At 69.7% G+C, this 17,846-nt stretch carries 12 protein-coding genes; 7 read left to right on the top strand and 5 right to left on the bottom strand.

The window, feature by feature from the left end; genetic code table 11:
- Positions 1 to 66 precede the first annotated feature (66 nt).
- Complete coding sequence (locus ACFVYE_RS07975; RefSeq protein WP_389604607.1) at positions 67 to 2,739, top strand: TIM-barrel domain-containing protein; 2,673 nt, start codon at positions 67 to 69, stop codon at positions 2,737 to 2,739.
- Positions 2,740 to 2,888: 149 nt separating this feature from the next.
- Here the strand turns inward: ACFVYE_RS07975 and ACFVYE_RS07970 are convergent, their stop codons facing one another.
- The gene (locus ACFVYE_RS07970) at positions 2,889 to 3,716 is read right to left on the bottom strand and encodes an SAM-dependent methyltransferase (protein ID WP_383973344.1); all 828 of its coding nucleotides are present in this window, start codon (positions 3,714 to 3,716) and stop codon (positions 2,889 to 2,891) included.
- 179 nt (positions 3,717 to 3,895) lie between these two features.
- The gene (locus ACFVYE_RS07965) at positions 3,896 to 5,629 is read right to left on the bottom strand and encodes a hypothetical protein (protein ID WP_383973346.1); all 1,734 of its coding nucleotides are present in this window, start codon (positions 5,627 to 5,629) and stop codon (positions 3,896 to 3,898) included.
- A 312-nt stretch (positions 5,630 to 5,941) separates the two neighbouring features.
- Here ACFVYE_RS07965 and ACFVYE_RS07960 point away from each other — a divergent pair, with 312 nt between their 5' ends.
- Positions 5,942 to 6,421, top strand: a complete 480-nt coding sequence (locus ACFVYE_RS07960) for a hypothetical protein (RefSeq protein WP_383973348.1) — start codon at positions 5,942 to 5,944, stop codon at positions 6,419 to 6,421.
- Between the two features lie 167 nt (positions 6,422 to 6,588).
- Positions 6,589 to 8,406, top strand: coding sequence for a hypothetical protein (locus ACFVYE_RS07955; RefSeq protein WP_389604604.1), 1,818 nt, complete (start codon positions 6,589 to 6,591; stop codon positions 8,404 to 8,406).
- Between the two features lie 27 nt (positions 8,407 to 8,433).
- Here the strand turns inward: ACFVYE_RS07955 and ACFVYE_RS07950 are convergent, their stop codons facing one another.
- The 3 genes from ACFVYE_RS07950 to ACFVYE_RS07940 all read right to left on the bottom strand — a co-directional run bounded on the left by ACFVYE_RS07950 (position 8,434) and on the right by ACFVYE_RS07940 (position 13,203).
- Positions 8,434 to 10,566 carry a tetratricopeptide repeat protein gene (locus tag ACFVYE_RS07950; protein ID WP_389604602.1) on the bottom strand — a complete coding sequence of 711 codons (2,133 nt, stop codon included), beginning with the start codon at positions 10,564 to 10,566 and terminating at the stop codon, positions 8,434 to 8,436.
- A 157-nt stretch (positions 10,567 to 10,723) separates the two neighbouring features.
- Positions 10,724 to 11,545, bottom strand: coding sequence for a maleylpyruvate isomerase family mycothiol-dependent enzyme (locus tag ACFVYE_RS07945; RefSeq protein ID WP_389604600.1), 822 nt, complete (start codon positions 11,543 to 11,545; stop codon positions 10,724 to 10,726).
- 206 nt (positions 11,546 to 11,751) lie between these two features.
- Complete coding sequence (locus ACFVYE_RS07940) at positions 11,752 to 13,203, bottom strand: hypothetical protein (RefSeq protein ID WP_389604598.1); 1,452 nt, start codon at positions 13,201 to 13,203, stop codon at positions 11,752 to 11,754.
- A 318-nt stretch (positions 13,204 to 13,521) separates the two neighbouring features.
- Here ACFVYE_RS07940 and ACFVYE_RS07935 point away from each other — a divergent pair, with 318 nt between their 5' ends.
- The 4 genes from ACFVYE_RS07935 (at position 13,522) to ACFVYE_RS07920 (ending at position 17,685) form a co-directional block, all read left to right on the top strand.
- Positions 13,522 to 14,250 (top strand): response regulator transcription factor, encoded by a 729-nt coding sequence (locus ACFVYE_RS07935; protein ID WP_383973357.1) that lies wholly within the window; start codon positions 13,522 to 13,524, stop codon positions 14,248 to 14,250.
- Positions 14,228 to 16,321 (top strand): ATP-binding protein, encoded by a 2,094-nt coding sequence (locus ACFVYE_RS07930; RefSeq protein WP_383973359.1) that lies wholly within the window; start codon positions 14,228 to 14,230, stop codon positions 16,319 to 16,321. Before ACFVYE_RS07935 ends, ACFVYE_RS07930 begins: the two co-directional genes overlap by 23 nt.
- Positions 16,322 to 16,445: 124 nt before the next feature.
- Positions 16,446 to 16,874 carry a hypothetical protein gene (locus ACFVYE_RS07925; protein ID WP_383973361.1) on the top strand — a complete coding sequence of 143 codons (429 nt, stop codon included), beginning with the start codon at positions 16,446 to 16,448 and terminating at the stop codon, positions 16,872 to 16,874.
- Between the two features lie 154 nt (positions 16,875 to 17,028).
- The gene (locus ACFVYE_RS07920) at positions 17,029 to 17,685 is read left to right on the top strand and encodes a class F sortase (protein WP_383962025.1); all 657 of its coding nucleotides are present in this window, start codon (positions 17,029 to 17,031) and stop codon (positions 17,683 to 17,685) included.
- The last annotated feature ends 161 nt before the right edge of the window (positions 17,686 to 17,846 follow it).

The raw sequence follows: 17,846 nt of genomic DNA, 5'->3' as shown, positions 1-17,846 counted from the left end.
AATGTTCCAAGCATGTCTGCGCAGACATCACCTACTTCGTTGTTCGGTACGAACGGAGAACACTCCTTGCGGATCCTTCAGAACCGTCCCAGCCAGGCGGCGGTCGGCTCGCTGTCGGTGATCGTCCTCGCGCTCACCGCCCTGACCGTCCCGGCCACGCAGGCACAGGCCGCGGCAACCCCGTCGGGCACCCTCGACAGCGCCACGAAGAATGTGACATGGCAGAGCCCGGTCTACGCCAAGGGCACCGTCGACTCACCTTCCAAGTGCGGTACGGCCGCCGACGACCCGGACAACGCCGTCTGCGCCCGCTTCGATCTGACCGTGAACCCACCCGCGGGCCAGTGGGACGACAATCCCGAGGGCGGCGTCCCCGTCTCCATCCAGTGGGAGACGCCCACCGACGACTTCGACATGTACATCTATGACTCGGCCAATAAGCAGGTGGCGTCCAGCGCGGGCACAGCCGACCCCGAGTCCACGGTCATCCCGAAGGCATCCGGCACGTACCACGTGGTCGTGGTCCCCTACGACGTGCACAACAATTCCTTCAGCGGAAAGGCATACCTCCCCGAGGCCACCGACGCCGGAGACCTCACCGGTTTCAGCGGCTCGCACGGTACGTACGAGATGGAGGCCGGTGCGCTCAAGGCCCGCGCCGAGTTCTTCACCGACGACACACTGCGGCTGCAGGCATCCCCGGACGGCGTCCTCGCCGACCCGAAGGACAGCCACATGATCCGGCAGCAGCCCACGGCCCAACGGCACACCAAATCCTTCGACGCGGGGACCTACTACGGCATCCGCTCCAAGGACGTGGTGATGCGCGTCTACAAGAAGCCGCTGCGCTTCGGCCTCTACAAGGCCGACAACCGCACGGTCATCTGGCAGGAGGCCGACCCGCTGCGCTGGACCGGCGGCGGCATGCGACAGAGCCTGAAGCGCGGCACCGATGAACAGTTCTTCGGCGGTGGTGAGCAGAACGGCAGCTTCTCGCACCGCGATCAGGTGATGAATGTCGGCAACAACACCAACTGGAACGAGGGCGGTTACAACAACTCCCAGCCGTTCTACATCTCCACCGCCGGCTACGGCGTCTTCCGCAACACGATGACCCCCGGCATCTACGACTTCAACTCACCGGTACGGACCGGCCAGCAGGAACGGCGGCTGGACGCCTACTATTTCACTGGTGACACCAAGTCGGTCATCGGCAAGTACACCTCCCTGGTGGGCAAGCCGTTCATGCCACCGGTGTACGGGCTCGAGCCCGGCTCCGCCGACTGCTACCTCCACAACGCCAACCGGGGCGAGCGCCACACCCTGGACGCGCTGAAGGTCTCCGACAGCTACGTACAGAACGGGATGCCGCTCGGCTGGATGCTCGTCAACGACGGCTACGGCTGCGGTTACGAGAACCTCTCCCAGACGGGTGTGGGCCTCGACAAGAACCATGCCCAGCTCGGCCTCTGGACGCAGAACGGTCTGCCCGACCAGGCCGAGGAGGCCAAGGCCGGCGTCCGCGTCCGCAAGCTGGATGTCGCCTGGGTCGGCGGCGGCTACGGCTTCGCCCTGGACGCCTGCGACCAGGCCAAGGCCGGCATCGAGGACAACAGCGACGCCCGCGGCTTCGTCTGGCTGCCCGTCTCCTGGGCCGGCGCACAGCGCTGCGGTGTGCTGTGGAGCGGTGACCAGAGCCTGTCCTGGGACTACATCCGCTGGCAGATACCGACATACGCCGGTGCGACCATGTCCGGCATCGCGTACAACACGGGTGACGTCGGCAGCATCTACCGGCACGACCCCGAGATGTACACCCGTGACCTGCAGTGGAAGGCATTCCTCCCGGCCATCATGACCATGGACGGCTGGGCGAGCGACATCACCACCAAGAAGCCGCACGACCAGCAGCCGTGGCTGGACGGCGAGCCGTACACCTCCATCAACCGCAAGTACCTGCAGCTGAAGGAGCGGCTGCTGCCGTACATGTACACCCTGTCGAAGGAAGCCACGAAGACCGGCGTCGGGCCGGTCCGGCCGCTCTCGCTGGAGTACCCCGACGACCCGGCGGCACTGGGACCGAACGCGAAGTACGAGTTCCTGGCCGGACCGGACTTTCTGGTCGCGCCGGTGTACAGCGACACGGACGTCCGTGACGGCATCTACCTGCCGAAGGGCACCTGGACCGACTACTGGACGGGCAAGACCTACCAGGGCCCGACCACGGTCAACGGTTACAAGGCACCGCTCGACACCCTGCCGCTGTTCGTCAAGAGCGGATCGATCGTGCCGATGTGGCCCAAGGGCACGCTCTCCTGGGAATCACGGGACAAGACCCAACTCGACTACGACATCTACCCGCAGGGCACCACGGAATACACGCTCTACGAGGACGACGGCGTGACGAGGAAGTTCACGGAAGGCGCCTCGGCCACCCAGCACGTACAGGTCCAGGCACCCACCCACGGCAAGGCCGGCCGGACCACCATCAGGATCGGTGCGAGCGTGGGCAGTTACGAGGGCAAGCCGTCAGCCCGCTCGTACCATGTCACCGTGCACGGCAATAACGCCCCGTCGCAGGTCGTCATGGACCACAGCCGCCTGCACCGGCTGAACTCGGCGACGGAGCTCGCCGCAGCCGAGTCCGGCTGGTTCACCGACCCCGCGACCGGGATCACGGAGATCAAGACGCCGTCCGTCTCCACGGGTCGCGGCTTCACGGTGGAGCTGCAGAAGTAGCGAGTCCTGCCGGCCGGCAGAACCGTGTCAGGGGCCGTTCACGGACGGCCCCTGACGCCTGTCCCCGTCCTGCAACTCGCGGGCGACCGCACCTTGGATCGGTCCGCGTCACGATGCATCACGTGCGGGACGGCGACAGCGACCGCACGTCACTCCTTGACGCCGATTCCACCGAAGGCATCGACATCGGCGGGCACGCTCGCACTGTCGGCGTCGGGCCGCCACTCACTGAGCCGGACGAAGCCGGGGTCGAGGATCCGCAGCCCGTCGAAGAGCGTAACGATCTCGCTCGGCTCGCGGACGTAATACGGCACTGCGCCACTCTCGATGTATGCCTTCTCCGCGGCGATCATGCCCTCGCTGGTACGCGTGCCGTCGTACACCACGAGGTGGCTGCCGGACGGCAGGCCCGCCATCAGCCGTCCCACCACCTCACGGGCCCTCGAGAAGTCGCCCGCGTGACCGAGTATGCCGAGCAGCATCAGGGCCACGGGCCGGTCGAAGTCGAGGGTCTTCGCGGCCTCGGCAAGGATGACGTCCGCCTCGTAGAAGTCGGCATCGATGTAGTTCGTGACCCCCTCGGGTGAGCTGGTGAGCAGCGCACGGGCGTGCGCCAGCACGAGCGGGTCGTTGTCCACGTACACGATGCGCGACTCGGGGGCGATGCCCTGGGCCACCTGGTGGGTGTTGTCGGCAGTGGGCAGGCCGGTCCCGATGTCCAGGAACTGCCGGACACCCCGGTCCTCCACCAGGTGACTCACCGAGCGGCGCAGGAACTGTCGCCCCGCTACCGCCACGTCGACAAGGCCCGGGAAGAACGTCTTGATCTGGTCGCCGATCTCGCGGTCGACCTCGTAGTTGTCCTTGCCGCCGACAAAGTAGTTCCAGAAGCGGGCGGAGTGCGGCCTGGTGGTGTCGATCCGGTCCGACACCGGCGTGGCGGGCCCCCAGGTGGACGGCTGCTGCTGCTCACTCATGAAGACCTCCGGACGCGAAAGTGATCAAGCTCCGGCCTCAATCTACCTGGGCGTCACCAGAGTTATGGCCGGTACACGCGAACGGCAGGTCTCGCACCACCGATCGGGCCGACTCCCCCATCTCGGCGAGCAGCGCACCTGCTGCCCGCGGGTCCGGCCGTCGGCCGACGTGCGTCCTTTCACCCGGAGTTGTAGCCCCAGCGGGCCCTGCCGTCCTTGCCCATGAAGCACTTCGCGGGCCGTCCGTCGACAGTCGTCGCGGTGGCACCCACGGGAGAGCAGTACTGCCCGAACCGGGCGCCGCCCTGGCTGCCGGTGCTGCCGCCCGAACTGCCGGAAGTGCCGCCGGTGGTGGCGCCACCACCGGTGGTGCCTCCGCCGCTGGACGAGCTCCCACCGGTACTCGCCCCGCCGGTGCCGCCGCCGGTGGTGCCACCGCCCGAAGCAGTGCCGTACGAGGGCTGGGGGCGCGGCTTCGGCTCAGGCTTGGGCTTCGGCTCAGGCTTGGGCTTGGGTTTCGGCGTCGGCGTCGGGCTGGGTGCGGTGCAGGGGTCGCCGGGACCGATCAGCCACAGTTTGGCCTGCCTCCAAGTCGAGACCTCGGTGCCGGGTTCCGGCTGTTGCCGACACACCTTCCAGTCGGCCAGGTCACGCGACGCTTCGTTCAGGTACTTGCCTGTGTGCGCGTGGAAGTACACCGCGCCGTCGAGACCGAGGTCGCCGAGGGTACCCGAGGCGTCGTCGAACCGTTCGCCGATGAGGTCCGGCATGACGATCCGGCGGGCGCCGAGCAGCCACGTCGGGCACTCCTCCCGCTCCGGGACCGCGTACAGCGTCAGCGTCCTGGCGGACGGGCGGACCGTCTCACCGCGGGTGGGCGTCTGGAAACAGACCCGCCAGCCCGGCTCGGTGCTCGTCACCGGTCGATGGGCGGAGGAGGCATCAGCTGCCGACACCCCCAGCCACGAATGGGTACCCGCCTCCGCCATGGCTACCGAGAGAGAGGACCCGTTGAAATCGGGGACGGCCAGGGTGCGGTCCGCACGAACCTGCCCCACGGCCTCCTCCCCGCTGGGGTCCGACCCCAGGCCGCTGAAGAACATGACGACCACGCCCACGGACATCAGGACGGGATGTCGGCGTACCCAGGTGAAGAACCGCATCCCGCGACCGGGGCGCAGGGGAGATTCGGGAGGCAGGAACTCCCCCGCCGATCCGAGGAGCTCCCCCTTCGGGTCGAGTTTCGAGCCGTGCAGCTTGTGCGGTTTCCCGGCGACAAGGATCTCGACGGAGCCGAACATGCCGTACGTACCGCGGAGGATCCTGAGCGGCTCGGGCACACGGGTCGCCTTGGGCGACAGGAAATTCCGGAGAAGGATGAGGCCTTTCCCGGTCAGCGCGGCATAACCCCAACCGTCGTGGTAGATGGCCCGGACGACTTCGTCGGGTTCCAGCTCCTCCAGGAGCACCTTCTTGCAGTTCTCGGAAAGGGAGATGGTCTCGCCGGCTACGGCCGCTGCAATGCGTGAGTCCCCGGCCGGCGGCTCGGGCACGAGTTTCCCGGTGCGCAGGAGCAGATCGCCGGACGCGTCGATCCGCGAGCCCCACAGACTTATTCGCCGCCCGTTTACAGACACGTCCACGCGCCGCGGGGAGCTGTACGCGGGGCGCAGTATCGCCAAAGGCCTCGAAACGCGCACCGGAGCATCCCCGCCCAGAAGGATGAGGGCGTCCTCAGTGAGCGCGGCGTGCCCTGCTCCCTGGTGATACAGGGCCAGCACCGACTCCTCGGCCCGGAGAGCACGGAGCAGAGCCTCCGCTCCACGGGTCGGGAGCCCAACGGCCTCATGGGCCACCACCTGCACGGTGCGTGAGTCGTTTCGCAGGAGGCGCTGCGCGGCAGTTTCGGACATGCTGGGATATTAACGACTGCAGTTCGGGTCTCGGACACCAGTACGGGGTCGCCGCACTCCTGTGACCTGGTCCGATGCCACAGGCTCCCGCAGAACCGCGTACTCGGTCGCCGGCTCCGCCGTGACGAGGGCGGCGGCATGGGACTCTCGGTGCCGTACGGGAGTCGCCAGGAAGCCAGTTGCCAGGGACCCCGCAGGGAATTCCCCTAGGGAAGTCGGGGACAAAACCGGTCGCTCGGACGACGCCGGCTCCGTAGGTTCTGCGGTGGAATCGAATCACCGCTCCACACACCAGCCCACGGAGGCTCTCCAGTGACCGCCCCATCGCGCAGGCAGACGCGCACCCTTCGCCCGCTCGTCGCGGCCTTTGTGCGGTTCGTCGTGTGTGGTGGCGGTGTCGGGCTGGCGTCGAGCGGGGCGCTCGTACTGCTCAGCGACCGGATACCGATGGCTGTCGCCAACGCGCTGGTCACCGTCGTTTCCACGGTGATCGCGACCGAGTTGCACGGGCGGGTCTCCTTCCGGAGCGATCGGAAGGGGTGGGGGGTCCATCTTCAGTCCGGGGTGACGGTCGCCGTGAGCTATGCGTTCACGACGGGGGCGCTGCTCTGTCTGTACGCCGTGCGGCCCGAGCCCTCGGCCCTGGTCGAGCAGACGGTCTATTTGTCGGCGTCCGCTCTGGCGGGGATCGGACGGTTCGCGCTGCTGCGGGTCGTCGTCTTCGGCGACCGGAGGCCGACCCTGTCGCGCGATGACTCGCTGAGCAAGGCCGCGGTGACGATGGCTGCGTGAGGGGTGGCGCCCGGGGCGTCCGTCGGATGCGCGTCGCTCCGTCGCCCGCTGTCAGCTCTGCTCCGCCCCCTTGGTCGGCGCGGTGGTCGCGCTGGTTGACTATCGTGGCCGGTCGCGTGGGCGGCGTGGGTCCCACGGGTGGGCCGGGGCGGATGAGGGACGTGCGGATGGCGAACGAGCGGGCCGGGTGGGTGCGGGTGCCGGTGGGGGACGATGCGGCGCGGTGGGCGACCCGGGGGAAGTGTCTGCGGGTCCTCGTCGTCGTGCACAACGTGACCGCCGCGACCCGGCTGCTCGATGTGCTGCCCCTGTTCGACGACGACTGGCGCATTCAGCTGCTGGTGACCTGTACGGGCTCGTCGGCGTTCGCGGCCGGTACTGCCGAGCTGCTGTCCGACACCGGGGTGCCGGTCCTGCCGTGGGAGCAGGCGGCCGAGACAGATGTGGACCTGGTCGTCTCCGCCAGTTTTGGTGGCCAACTGGACGTTTTTTCCGGGAGGTTGGCAATCCTGTCGCACGGTGTTGGATACACTAAGAGGCTGGCGACACCGGACACCGGACACCGGACACCGGACACCGGGTCGGGGGCGGGGGCGGGGGCGGCGGTGCCTGCGCCCGTTTTCGGACTTGCGCCGGAGTGGCTCCTGTCGCGGGGTGCTCCTGTCGCGGACGCACTCGTCCTCTCCCATCCCGAGCAGTACGAACGGTTGCGTATCGCCTGCCCCGAGGCGGCGCCGACAGCCGTGCTCGCCGGGGACCCCTGCTTCGACCGGATACTCGCCGCCCGTCCCTATCGCGAACGCTTCCGCCGTGCATTGGGTGTGCGACCTGGGCAGCAGCTGGTCCTGCTGAATTCGACCTGGAACTCCGAGTCGCTCTTCGGTGATGGCGGGGGCGGCGGTGACGTCGTGGCTGCGCTCCTGGACCGGGTCTCTGCCGAGTTCCCCGTGGACGAGTACCGGTTCGCCGCCGTACTGCACCCGAACATCTGGCACGGCCACGGACCCGGTCAGATCCGCGCCTGGCTCGATCGTGCGCGGCGCGGCGGGCTTGCGCTGATCGATCCGCTGAAGGGTTGGCGGCAGGCTCTGCTGGCCGCCGATGCCGTGATCGGGGACCACGGTTCCGTCACCTACTACGCTGCCGCCCTCGGCATTCCTGTGCTCCTGGGTGCCGCGCCGCTCGACGTCCTCGATCCCGATGCGCCGATCTCCGCGTTCATGCGGGAGGCGCCGCGGCTCGATCCCGACGTATCGCTGTCGGCGCAGATCGAGAGACTCATCGGCCGTCACCGGCCGTTGTCGGGGCCCGCCGGGTTCACCACCTCCGTTCCGGGTGAATCAGCGGTCCGGTTGCGAAGGCTCTTCTACTCGATGATGGGTGCGCCGGAGCCCGGTTGGCCGGCTTCGCTGAAGCCTCTCCCGCTGCCCGATTACGAGGCCAGAACGGCCACCGTCCCCTTTCACGTACTGTCGCAGGTCCTCGGGCCGGGAGAGGTTGCGGTCAGTCGCCGGGCGGGCTCGCGGCCGGTGGTGGGTCCGGATCACGACGGGGAACTGCATGTCGCCGTGCATGAGGACACCCGTGACGTGGACCAGTTGGATCTGGCGGATGTCATCTTCCGGGACGGGGCACCTGACGACCCGCGCTTCGGCTCCCCGTCGGTCTGGACCGCCGAAGTGCTCCGGCGCCATCAGGGCTGTTCCCTTGCGGCCTATGTGACCGGGCCGTCCGCGTGTGTGGTCCGGGTGCGTGGCGAAGAACCGCTCCGGGTGGTGGCGGCGCCCGATGCCGATGCGGAAGGCGTGTCCGGTCCGGACCCCGCCGCGTACGCCTCTGCCCTGTACGCCTGGCTGGCCACCGGAGGCCCCGACGCGGCCGCAGCCGACAAGCGCCTCCCTCAAGCGATGGCCGACGGGCTCATCGTGCGGACAGGTACTCGGCTTCACCGCGTGCGGGTCGTTCCTCTGACACCCCCGGAATGACGGGGATGTCAGAGGCGGGAAGAGGGGCTACGGGGTGACACAGCGTTCTCTCATCCGTCGCAGATGCGACAGGTGGTACTCCGCACGCTGGCCGTCGAGCGTCGAGATCGCCTCGTCGATCAGCGGCAGTGCCGCATCGGTGTCCTCTTCGTCCAGCCACGTCTCGGCCAGATCGGTGAGTGTCCGGGCCGTGTTGTACGTATCGCCGCTCGCCCGGAAGTGGCGCAGTGCGGTCTCCAGCCTCTCGCGGGCCTCCCCGCCTTGGCCGAGCCCGCGCAGGGCTCGGCCGCGATGGCGTTCCAACAGGGCCTGGGCACGCGGCAGGTCGGCGGTTCCCTCGTCGTGTGCGCCCATCGTGTTCAAGATGCCGCCCGCTTCGTCGAAGCACTCGTACGCCTCCTGGTAGCGCCACTGACGCAGCCTGAGCAGTCCCAGGAACTCCACAGCCGAGGCGTGGCCTCGCTTGTGGGCGGCCGACTCCTCGGCCCGCGCAGCCGCCAGTGTCTCCGTCTCCGCCTCCTCCCAACGCCCCAACTCGGTGAGCGAGTGCGCCAGTTGAGCGTGGAGCGCTCCGGCGTCGAGGCTTCCCGGGAGATGGGCGTCGGCCAGACGCGCTCCGATGCGCAGCGCCGGCAGCAGCATCTCGTGGTGGCCCGCCTTGAGCTGCAGCGGCCACAGGGAGCGGCTCAGGCGCACGGCGGTGTCCGGGTCGCCGGACTCCTCGGCGCAGCGCACGGCCTCGACCAGATTGCCCAGCTCCGCGAGCAGTGCGCCGAGGGCGGCGCCCCGGTCCGCGTACCTCTGCCCGATCCGGTCCTCGGCGGGTGCCGGGACGCGCCAGCTCTCCGGGAGTGCCTGGTGAGCCGCCGATGTCGCCAGGTCCGCATAAGCGAGCAGCGTGCGGGTGAGAGCTGCGGAGCAGGCCGCGATTCCGTCCTCGCGGATCGCTGTCGCCTCGGCGTGTGCGCGGACCCCGGGGCGGTAGTGGTAGCGGCCGTTGTCCGTTCCGCTCCGGCTGCGTTCCAGGAGCATCCTGTCGGCGAGGTCCGCCAGGAGTTGTGCCGTGACCGCCGGGTCCTGGCCGGTGGCCAGTCCGGCCGTCGTGGCGTCGAAGGCGGGCCAGCTGCGCAGTGCCATCAGCCGGTACAGCTTGGCGGATTCCGGCGTCAGAAGCCGATAGTTGTCCTCCGCCGCCCCTTGTACCGGGTCGCTGTCCGGTGCGGCCTGACGCGGTGGAAGCGTGGGGGCGGAGAGCCGGTCCGCTGCGGCGCGCAGGGCGTACGGCGATCCGCCGCACCGTGCGAGCAGCGCAGGCAGCGTTGCGCGGGCTGCGGCGACGGTGGATTTGTCGGTGACATCGGTGAGCAGACGCACGGCGTCCCTGTCCGTGAGCGGACCGACGGGAACCCGTACGGCGTCGAGGCCGGGGAACGGGGTCCGGGCGACGACGATCGTGAACACCCCGGGCGCCGATGTGAGGAACGGCCTGACCTGCGCTGCGGAGTGCGCGTGATCGAGCACGACCAGGAGTTTGCGGTCCGCCGCGCAATGGCGGAAGAACTCACCGAGCCGGTCGGTTGCGGTCGGCATCTCTTCGTCCCGCACGCCCAGTTGGCGAAGCAGTGTGCGCAGTACGGTTCCGACGTCGCGTGCGCTCCCGGCGCCCCCGCCGCCGAGGTCGGCATAGATCTGGCCGTCCGGGAAGAGCCGGGTCGGCTGGGATCCGAAGTGCACGGCGAGCGTGCTGGATCCCATGCCGTCCGGGCCGTGCACCAGGGCGAGCCGGGGCCTTCCGTCCGCGCGGCGGGTTGCCTCTCGCCGGAGTCGCTTCATCGCTTCCTTGCGGTCCGTGAAGAACCTTATGGAGGCGGGGAGGTGTGACTGCGCGGCTCGGGCCGGAATCGGTCCTCCGTGCACTCTTGACGCGAACGAGCTCCAGGAGGCCGCGAGTTGCGGGTTCGTACGGATGTGCTCGTGGACCATGCGGGCCACGTCGTCCCGTTCCTCCGGGGCGACGGGCGCGGGGACCTCCCGGCCGACGATTCTGCGTACGACGCCGCCGGTCGACTCCCAGGCCCACTTGCCGGCTTCGTTGGCCATCCCCGAACCAACTGCGCCCAGCACCGCCGAAATCGCCGCCACCGAAGTGGGATCGAGCATGTCGCGCACTCCTCGTTCCCGGTGTTCCGCGCAGTACACCCTCCCCGGCACCGCCGCTGCCACCGTGCGGATCAACGTTAGCGTCAGACCGGTCGATATCCCTTGGACATGGCAATGATGATCGTCCCTGGCCCGACGCCGGAAGTCCGCCCGCCCCTCAGGGCGCCTTGAACAGCTCCGGGAAGCGGGGAGCGAGCCAGGGTTTGCGGCCCCAGGCGAGGACACGGCCGCGGGCCATGGCTCCCCAGGGGTTGCACCGGCCGAGCGCCATCAGGAGGAAGGTGACCGGCTCGATGAGGATGATGCAGTCCGGGCGGGTGGGCGGCTGCGCGGTGACGGATACGACGCCGTCGGTGAAGGTGACACCGAAGCGGGCGCCGCCCCACAGTCGGATCGTGTAGCGGGCGGTCAGCCGGGCGATCGCGGCGGCATCGGTCACCCGGGGCATCGCCGTGATGAGGAAGGGCAGCGACAACTCGACGCGCATGCGGTCGAGCATGTGCGGGCGGCCCAGTGCACGGGCGAGGTCGTAACCATGGCCGAGCATGTGTGTCAGCAGGTACGAACCCAGCACCGCCTTGCTCATCGGGCCCAACGGGGTGACCACGTTCTCGTCCGTCGTGCACCGGTCCACCGCCGTGAGGTACGCGTCCGCGTGCGTCACGATCATCTCGGCCAGCGGATCGGCGTCCCGCTCCCCGAATCCGGCGAGCGCGCGCTCATTCGCCGCGGCCAGACTCTGCGGCGTTCCGTCGCCGTAGCTGCGTTCCTGTCCGGCCGCGATGTCGGCCATCAGCTCGTTGGCCTGCGCCAGATGCGCTGCCGCCTGACCGAGGGTCCACTCCGAGCCGGGCACCGCGACGCCCGTGTCGGCAACCCCGCGCAGCGCCGCGGCGATCTCCTCGGCGGTGGCGCGTATCGCCTCGCCGAGCCCTTCGGGCAGCGTGCCTCGTACATCGTGTCCGGTCACTGATTCCACGCTTCTTCCCACCTCGACCGCGTCTTTGTACGCCGGATGCGCGCAGCCCGGCCGCGAACCTCGTCACGGATCTCCCACGGTGCCCGCGGTACAGAAGACCAGGTGGCGGGGCCTGCGACAAGAGCCGGAGCACCAGAATCAAAACCGTCGGCCTCCCCCGCGCCGAAGCGCGCGATCTGCGCGGGCCTGCTCGGTGGCGCGCAGTCCTACGACTGCCCGGCCCGCTCGTCCGCGCCGGCGAAAAGGGCGGAGCAGAGCAGAATGACGGCGCAGGCACCGGCCACCCGGGAGGCGATGGAACCGTCGCTGCCGGAATGCTGGTCGTACGCCGAGCCGACACCTGCCACCGCGAGCAGCCAGCCGGCCACGAGCCTCTTGGTTCCGGCGGGCATCGGCATGCCTGCCCCCGTGCGGCGTGCCAGTCGCCGACGGCGCACAAAGGCCGTGAGGAGGTAACCGATCATCGAGACGTGGCCCGCTTGCACCGCGTACCAGATCCATGGCGGTGCTGCGGCCTTGCTGACGCCTCCGCCGCCGACCGACAGCGAACCTGCGAAGAGCAGGACGGGGAACAGCCAGAACCAGCCGGGAGGCGCGGCGGGCGTTCCTGCGGCCGGGGGCGTCGTCGGTTCGGGGAGGCCGGCACCTGTTGCAGTCCGTGCCGCCGCAGGTTCCGGGGCCGCCACGCGCCGGCCGCCCTCGCCCACCGCGTAGCTCGTTGATCGTCTCGGGGCGGGAACAAGTCCCCTCAGTCTCAGTCCAAATCCGCCTGCTTCGCCCTCCAGATCACTTATCCGCTCCTCCAGGGATCGCACGGACTCCGCCATCGCATCGAACTCGGCACGACGCCGGGCGGCGGACGAATCCGCCGCGAGGGCCGCCCGCCCGATCTGATCGAGGGAGTGGTCCAGGGCGGTTCGCGCGGACTCCCGTGCCGCCTCGTCGCTCTTGAGTGCGTCCCTGTGCTGAGCTCGGAGTTCGGTGCGCCGTCGCTCGATCGTCTCGGCGAGCCTGTGGCGTTCGTCGGGCGGCATCCGGGTGGGGGCGCCCGCCTCCGCCCGGCGCAGACAGAAGTCGCGCCAGGCGATGAGCTCCTTCGCACGGTGTTCGCCGATGCCGTTGACGTGAACCTTGCCGCCGCTCGTTGTGTGGATCCAGTGGACGCTGGTGCCTCGGCCGCCCGGGGCCGGCCCGAGGCTGATCCGTCTGAAGTCGGCAGCCGTGCGTATGCCACGTGCGGCGAGGTCGTTGATGAGCACGGTGGCGAGGCCGTTGAGTTCCTTGGCGTTCAGGTACGACCTGCGCATCGCGGCATCGATGTGATCCCGGCGCAGGGTGGCGAGCGCCTGTTTCTCGGCGCGTTCGCGGTCGCCGTCCAGTCCGGCGAGCTGCCGCTCGGCTCGAGCCTGCGTACGCCGCATACCGGCTGCGGACCGGGCCACCGCCCGGTCGTGGATGCGTTGAGCCCTGGCCCGGTCGGTCTCGTCCCTGTTCACGCGCTTGTGCTCGGCGAGTTCGAACGGTTTGCGCGCCTTCAGCAGCGTCAACTGCGCCCGCAGCGACTCGCGCAGTTGCCGGCACTCGGCACGCAGGGCAGCGCGGTCGCCGACGGATGCGGGGGTGCCGGCGGTCAGCGGGGGCTCGGTGGGGTGCGGCATGGTCGTATCGCCAATGTGCGGGTCCCGCGCAGGGGGACGGTGGTTCCGGTGGCATGTGGGTCAAGCGGTCGGGGTGATTTGTCGCCCTGCCGACATCAACGGGCGCCCGCATCGGCGCGGCCGCTCACATGGAGAAAGTGTAAAGGCCGCTGCGGGCGGGGATTCGGAGGCCGCCTCCCTCCAGGGGCTTCCCTGCGCCTTCGCCTCCCCGGCCCGGTATCCGCGGGGGCAGGCCATGGGCCGGCGAACCGCTCCATGGCGCAACCCCGCGGTCCGGCACCACGAGGGCCCTGGGTGAACTCATCTACGATCGTCCACGTGTGCGCAAACGTCATAGTCGCCGAAGACGACGAGAAGCAGGCCGAACTCGTACGCCGCTATCTGGAGCACGAGGGCCACGCGGTCACGGTCGTCGGGGACGGCCTGGCGGCCCTCGCCGAGGTCCGGCACCGGGAGCCCGATCTGCTGGTGCTCGATGTGATGATGCCGCGGGCCGACGGTCTGGACGTGGTACGTGTGCTGCGCGCCGAGCACCGGGAGCTGCCGGTGCTGATGCTGACGGCCCGCAGCACGGAGGACGATCTGCTGCTGGGTCTGGATCTCGGTGCGGACGACTATGTGACGAAGCCGTACAGCCCGCGTGAGTTGATGGCGCGCGTGCGGACGCTGCTTCGTCGCACCCGGCGGGTTGCGCCAGGTACCGATCCCGCCGCGGATGAGGTACTGACGGTGGGTGCGCTCGTGGTCGATCCGGTCCGGCACGAGGTGTCGGTCGAGGGCCGGTTCGTGGAGTGCACGCCCGGTGAGTTCCGGATTCTCGCCGCCATGGCGGCCGGGCCCGAGCGGGTCTTCACCCGGCAGCGGCTCCTGGAGGAGCTGCACGGTTTCGACCGGTACATCAGCTTTCGCACCGTCGACGTGCACATCATGAACCTGCGCAAGAAGATCGAGCCGGCGCCGCGTAGGCCGACCCGGCTGCTCACCGTCTTCGGTGTCGGCTACAAGCTGACGGACCCGGCGAAGAATGCTTCGCGTGCGTCTTCGTAGCCGGGTGCGTGGTGCGCCCCTTCGACGTGAGCAGCGGGCGCGGCTGCCGCTGCGCAAGAGTCTGTTCGGCCGTCTTCTGGCGGTATCGGCGCTGGTGGCGGCGTGTTCCGTAGCCGCCACGGCCTGGCTTGCCGTACAGACCACCTCCGGCGCCATCAAGCAGGAACAGGGTCAGAACCTCACCGCGGACGCCCGGATCTACAACACCCTGCTCGGATACGCGGCGACCCACCCGACCTGGGACGGCGTCGACAGCACCGTGCGCGACCTGGCGCGGCAGTCCGGTCGGCGGATCGCCCTCACCACCGAGCAGCGCCGGCCACTCGCCGATTCCGCCACCCGGCAGTCCCCGCCCGCGCTGCCGCCCGAGGCATCGGCGATCGTGGATCCGCTGTCCGTGGACACCGCGCTGTCCCAGACGGTGGGCCGGGACGGCGTCACGGCCGACCGTGTCGACCCGCGCGCAGTCGGTCCGTTCCGGCTGCCCGCGGCCGAGCGTACGGCGTTGCAGCGTGCTGCCGACCGGAGTGTGGCATGCCTGAATCGGTCCGGGGTTGCGGCGGATGTGGTCCGGGGCCCGAGTGGGCGTCCGCGCATCGAGGTCGTGGGCAACGATCCCGACCGTGCCCAGGGCACCAGGTGCGCATCCGACGACCTGGACGAACCGACAACGACCGAGCGAAAGGCGCTGGGGGCGCTCAATCAGCTCGCCGACGCCTGCCTGAAACGTCAGGGCCGCACGGGCGTACAGCTCAATCTGGACCTCTCCTGGGACGACGGTTCCGGGCCGATGCCCAGCCCCGGCGCCTCCGCCCAGCCGCCCGCCCCCGTGCCGAGCGTCCGCACCGGCGACGACGACCGGGCCACCGCCTCCTGCGTGGGCACGGCCCGCCGTGAGCAGCTCAGTTCCTATGTCGCCTCGCCCGCGCTGCTGTTCATCGGTGACGAGGGCGGCACGACCGTGCCCGGCTTCGACCTCTCCCCGGCGAACACCGCGAAGATCGCGGGTGCCGCGGCGCTCGTCCTGGCGCTCACCGTCGGAGCCACCATGCTGGCCGGGGCCCGGCTCGTACGACCGCTGCACGCCCTCACCGGTGCGGCACAGCGGATGCGGGACGGGGAGGACTCCGCGCCGGTGCTGGTCACCGACGACAACGAGATCGGGCGGCTCGCCGCGGCCTTCAACGACATGTCGGCCCATCGCGCCCGCCTGGAAGGTCAGCGCAAGGACATGGTCAGCGACGTCGCCCACGAACTGCGCACCCCGCTGAGCAACATCCGCGGCTGGCTGGAGGCAGCGCAGGACGGTCTGGCGGAGCCCGACCCGGCGTTCATCTCCTCGCTCCACACGGAGGCCGTTCAACTGCAGCACATCATCGACGATCTCCAGGATCTGGCCGCGGCCGACGCGGGTGCGCTGCGGTTGCACCCCGAGCCGATACGCATCGAGGACGTTCTGGGCCAAGTCGCCGCGGCCCACCAGGGGTGGGCGGAAACGGCTGGAGTCACGTTGGCCGTCCTCACGGCGACGGCCGGCACTCCCGGTCCCGACCTGACGGCCGATCCGGTCCGGCTGCGTCAGGCCATCGGCAACCTGGTCTCCAACGCGGTGCGTCACACCCCGGCGGGTGGAAATGTCACATTGCATGCGTACGGGTCCGAGTGCGCAGACCAGGTCCTGGTGGACGTCGCCGATACGGGCAGCGGCATCTCGGCCGAGGATCTGCCCCATGTCTTCGACCGCTTCTGGCGCGCGGAGAAGTCCCGCAGCCGCCGCACCGGCGGCAGCGGGCTGGGCCTGGCGATCGTACGGAAACTCGTCGAGGCGCACGGCGGCTCGGTGAGTGCGGTGAGCGTCGAGGGGCAGGGTTCGGTGTTCACGCTCCGGCTGCCGGCGGATCCTGCGCAGACGGGGTCGGGTGAGTGGGGAGAGGCCGGTGGGTCGGGCGAGTCCCCAGAGGCCTCGACGGGCGTGTCGGGGAGCGCGGCAGGCGGCTGCGAGCGCGGGAGCGGCGCGGGCGGAACCGAGAGTGCCGTGGGCGGCCGTGGAAACGGTGCGGGCCAGGCCTGATGCGATGACCACAGCGATCTGACAGCTTCTTCATAACTTCACGCCAGCCTGTCGGCATGCCTTGCGCCCGGTGCGAACCGGCTTCCGGGCACCACCGAGGCCGATCTGGAATGGAGCCATGCCCATGCCCCACCGTCTGTCCCTGCGTACCGCCGTCCTTGCCGCTGTCGCGGCCGGCGCGGTACTCGTCCCGTCGACCGCGGCCTTCGCCGACAGCACACCCACACCGAAGCCGTCCGTCGAGCGGTCCGCCGCAGCCGCCCAGGCCGGTTCCACCACCGCGCCCACGCGGGGCTCGGAGCCGACGGTTGTGCCCCGTGGCGGTGTTGCCGCAGGCGACAGTCCCGCACCGGCCGTGGTCGAGGGTTCGGCCGCGGGCAAGCGTTCCGCTGCCGCCGCTCCGCGCGGTGGCGTCGCCGCGGGCGAGCGGCCGGCCGAGACCTCGGGCGACAGCACCACCGCCCTTGCCGGGTCGGCCGCAGCCGCCCTTCTGGTCGCGGGAGCGGGAACGGTCGTGCTGCGCCGCCGCTCCGCCGCACAGCAGGGCCGCTGAACTGCCGACGCGTCTGCCATGTCACGGCAACTGCCATGCACGGCAATCTGACCGCGCACGACGGCTGACCGCGCACAGCGGTTGACCTTCCCTCGTGGCGCCGCCCCGTCCCGGGCGGCGCCACTGCCCATCTCCGTCCCGTTCTGGAGCCCCCATGTCCCGTACAACCAAGTCGCTTTGGCATGTGACACTTCCGGTGCTCGCCTGTCTCGCTCTCACCGGCTGCTCCTCCGGCGCCGTGGATGCCTCGTCCGCCGCATCAGATGCCGCCGGCGGTTCATCCGGCGTCCCGGGCTCTCTCGACTCTCCGAAGGACACGGGGCCCGAGGGGACGCAGAAGCCCGACAAGTCCGGGAATCCGAAGTCCGCGGCTAGCCCCACCCATGTCAGCATCCCTGCGATCGGGGTGAACAGCTCGCTGATGCGGCTCGGTCTGAACGAGGACGGCACCGTCCAGGTCCCGCCCGCCGAGAAGGGCATGACGGTCGGCTGGTACACCGGTGGCGCCGTCCCCGGCGAGCGGGGCGCCGCGGTCCTCATCGGGCACAACGACACCCGCTTCGGGAAGGCCGTCTTCCACGATCTGAAGAAGATCGGCAAGGGTGCGGACATCGCGATCCGCAACGACCGGGGAGCGGAGATGCACTTCAGGGTCACCGGCACGGAGACCGTCAGCAAGAAGGCCTTCCCGACCAAGAGGGTCTACGGCGCCACCGACAAGCGCGTCCTGCGTCTCATCACCTGCGACGGCGCCTTCGACGCACAGGGCCACCCCGTCGACAACCTCATCGTGTACGCCGCCCGGAGCTGACGGCGACCGCGACCGCCTCCCCGCGCGCGCAGCCGACGGCCCGCGCACCTGTCCGGGAGAGCCCAGGCGTTGCCCCGTCCGGTCACACCGGACTGCCCCTGGATACCTGGACCAGTGCACGCCCACCGCGTATCCAGTAAGGGTTGGACGCCCACGCCGGA

Source organism: Streptomyces sp. NPDC058239 (assembly GCF_042882185.1).
GTDB lineage: Bacteria > Actinomycetota > Actinomycetes > Streptomycetales > Streptomycetaceae > Streptomyces.
The sequence above is the reverse complement of the archived record's forward strand: the minus strand, read 5'-3'. Positions and strand labels throughout refer to the sequence as shown.

Coding starts and splice junctions, on each gene's coding strand:
- ACFVYE_RS07920 (WP_383962025.1), top strand. CDS start 17,029: ATGTCCCGTACAACCAAGTCGCTTTGGCATGTGACACTTCCGGTGCTC.
- ACFVYE_RS07955 (WP_389604604.1), top strand. CDS start 6,589: ATGGCGAACGAGCGGGCCGGGTGGGTGCGGGTGCCGGTGGGGGACGAT.
- ACFVYE_RS07965 (WP_383973346.1), bottom strand. CDS start 5,629: ATGTCCGAAACTGCCGCGCAGCGCCTCCTGCGAAACGACTCACGCACC.
- ACFVYE_RS07970 (WP_383973344.1), bottom strand. CDS start 3,716: ATGAGTGAGCAGCAGCAGCCGTCCACCTGGGGGCCCGCCACGCCGGTG.
- ACFVYE_RS07950 (WP_389604602.1), bottom strand. CDS start 10,566: ATGCTCGATCCCACTTCGGTGGCGGCGATTTCGGCGGTGCTGGGCGCA.
- ACFVYE_RS07940 (WP_389604598.1), bottom strand. CDS start 13,203: ATGCCGCACCCCACCGAGCCCCCGCTGACCGCCGGCACCCCCGCATCC.
- ACFVYE_RS07930 (WP_383973359.1), top strand. CDS start 14,228: ATGCTTCGCGTGCGTCTTCGTAGCCGGGTGCGTGGTGCGCCCCTTCGA.
- ACFVYE_RS07925 (WP_383973361.1), top strand. CDS start 16,446: ATGCCCCACCGTCTGTCCCTGCGTACCGCCGTCCTTGCCGCTGTCGCG.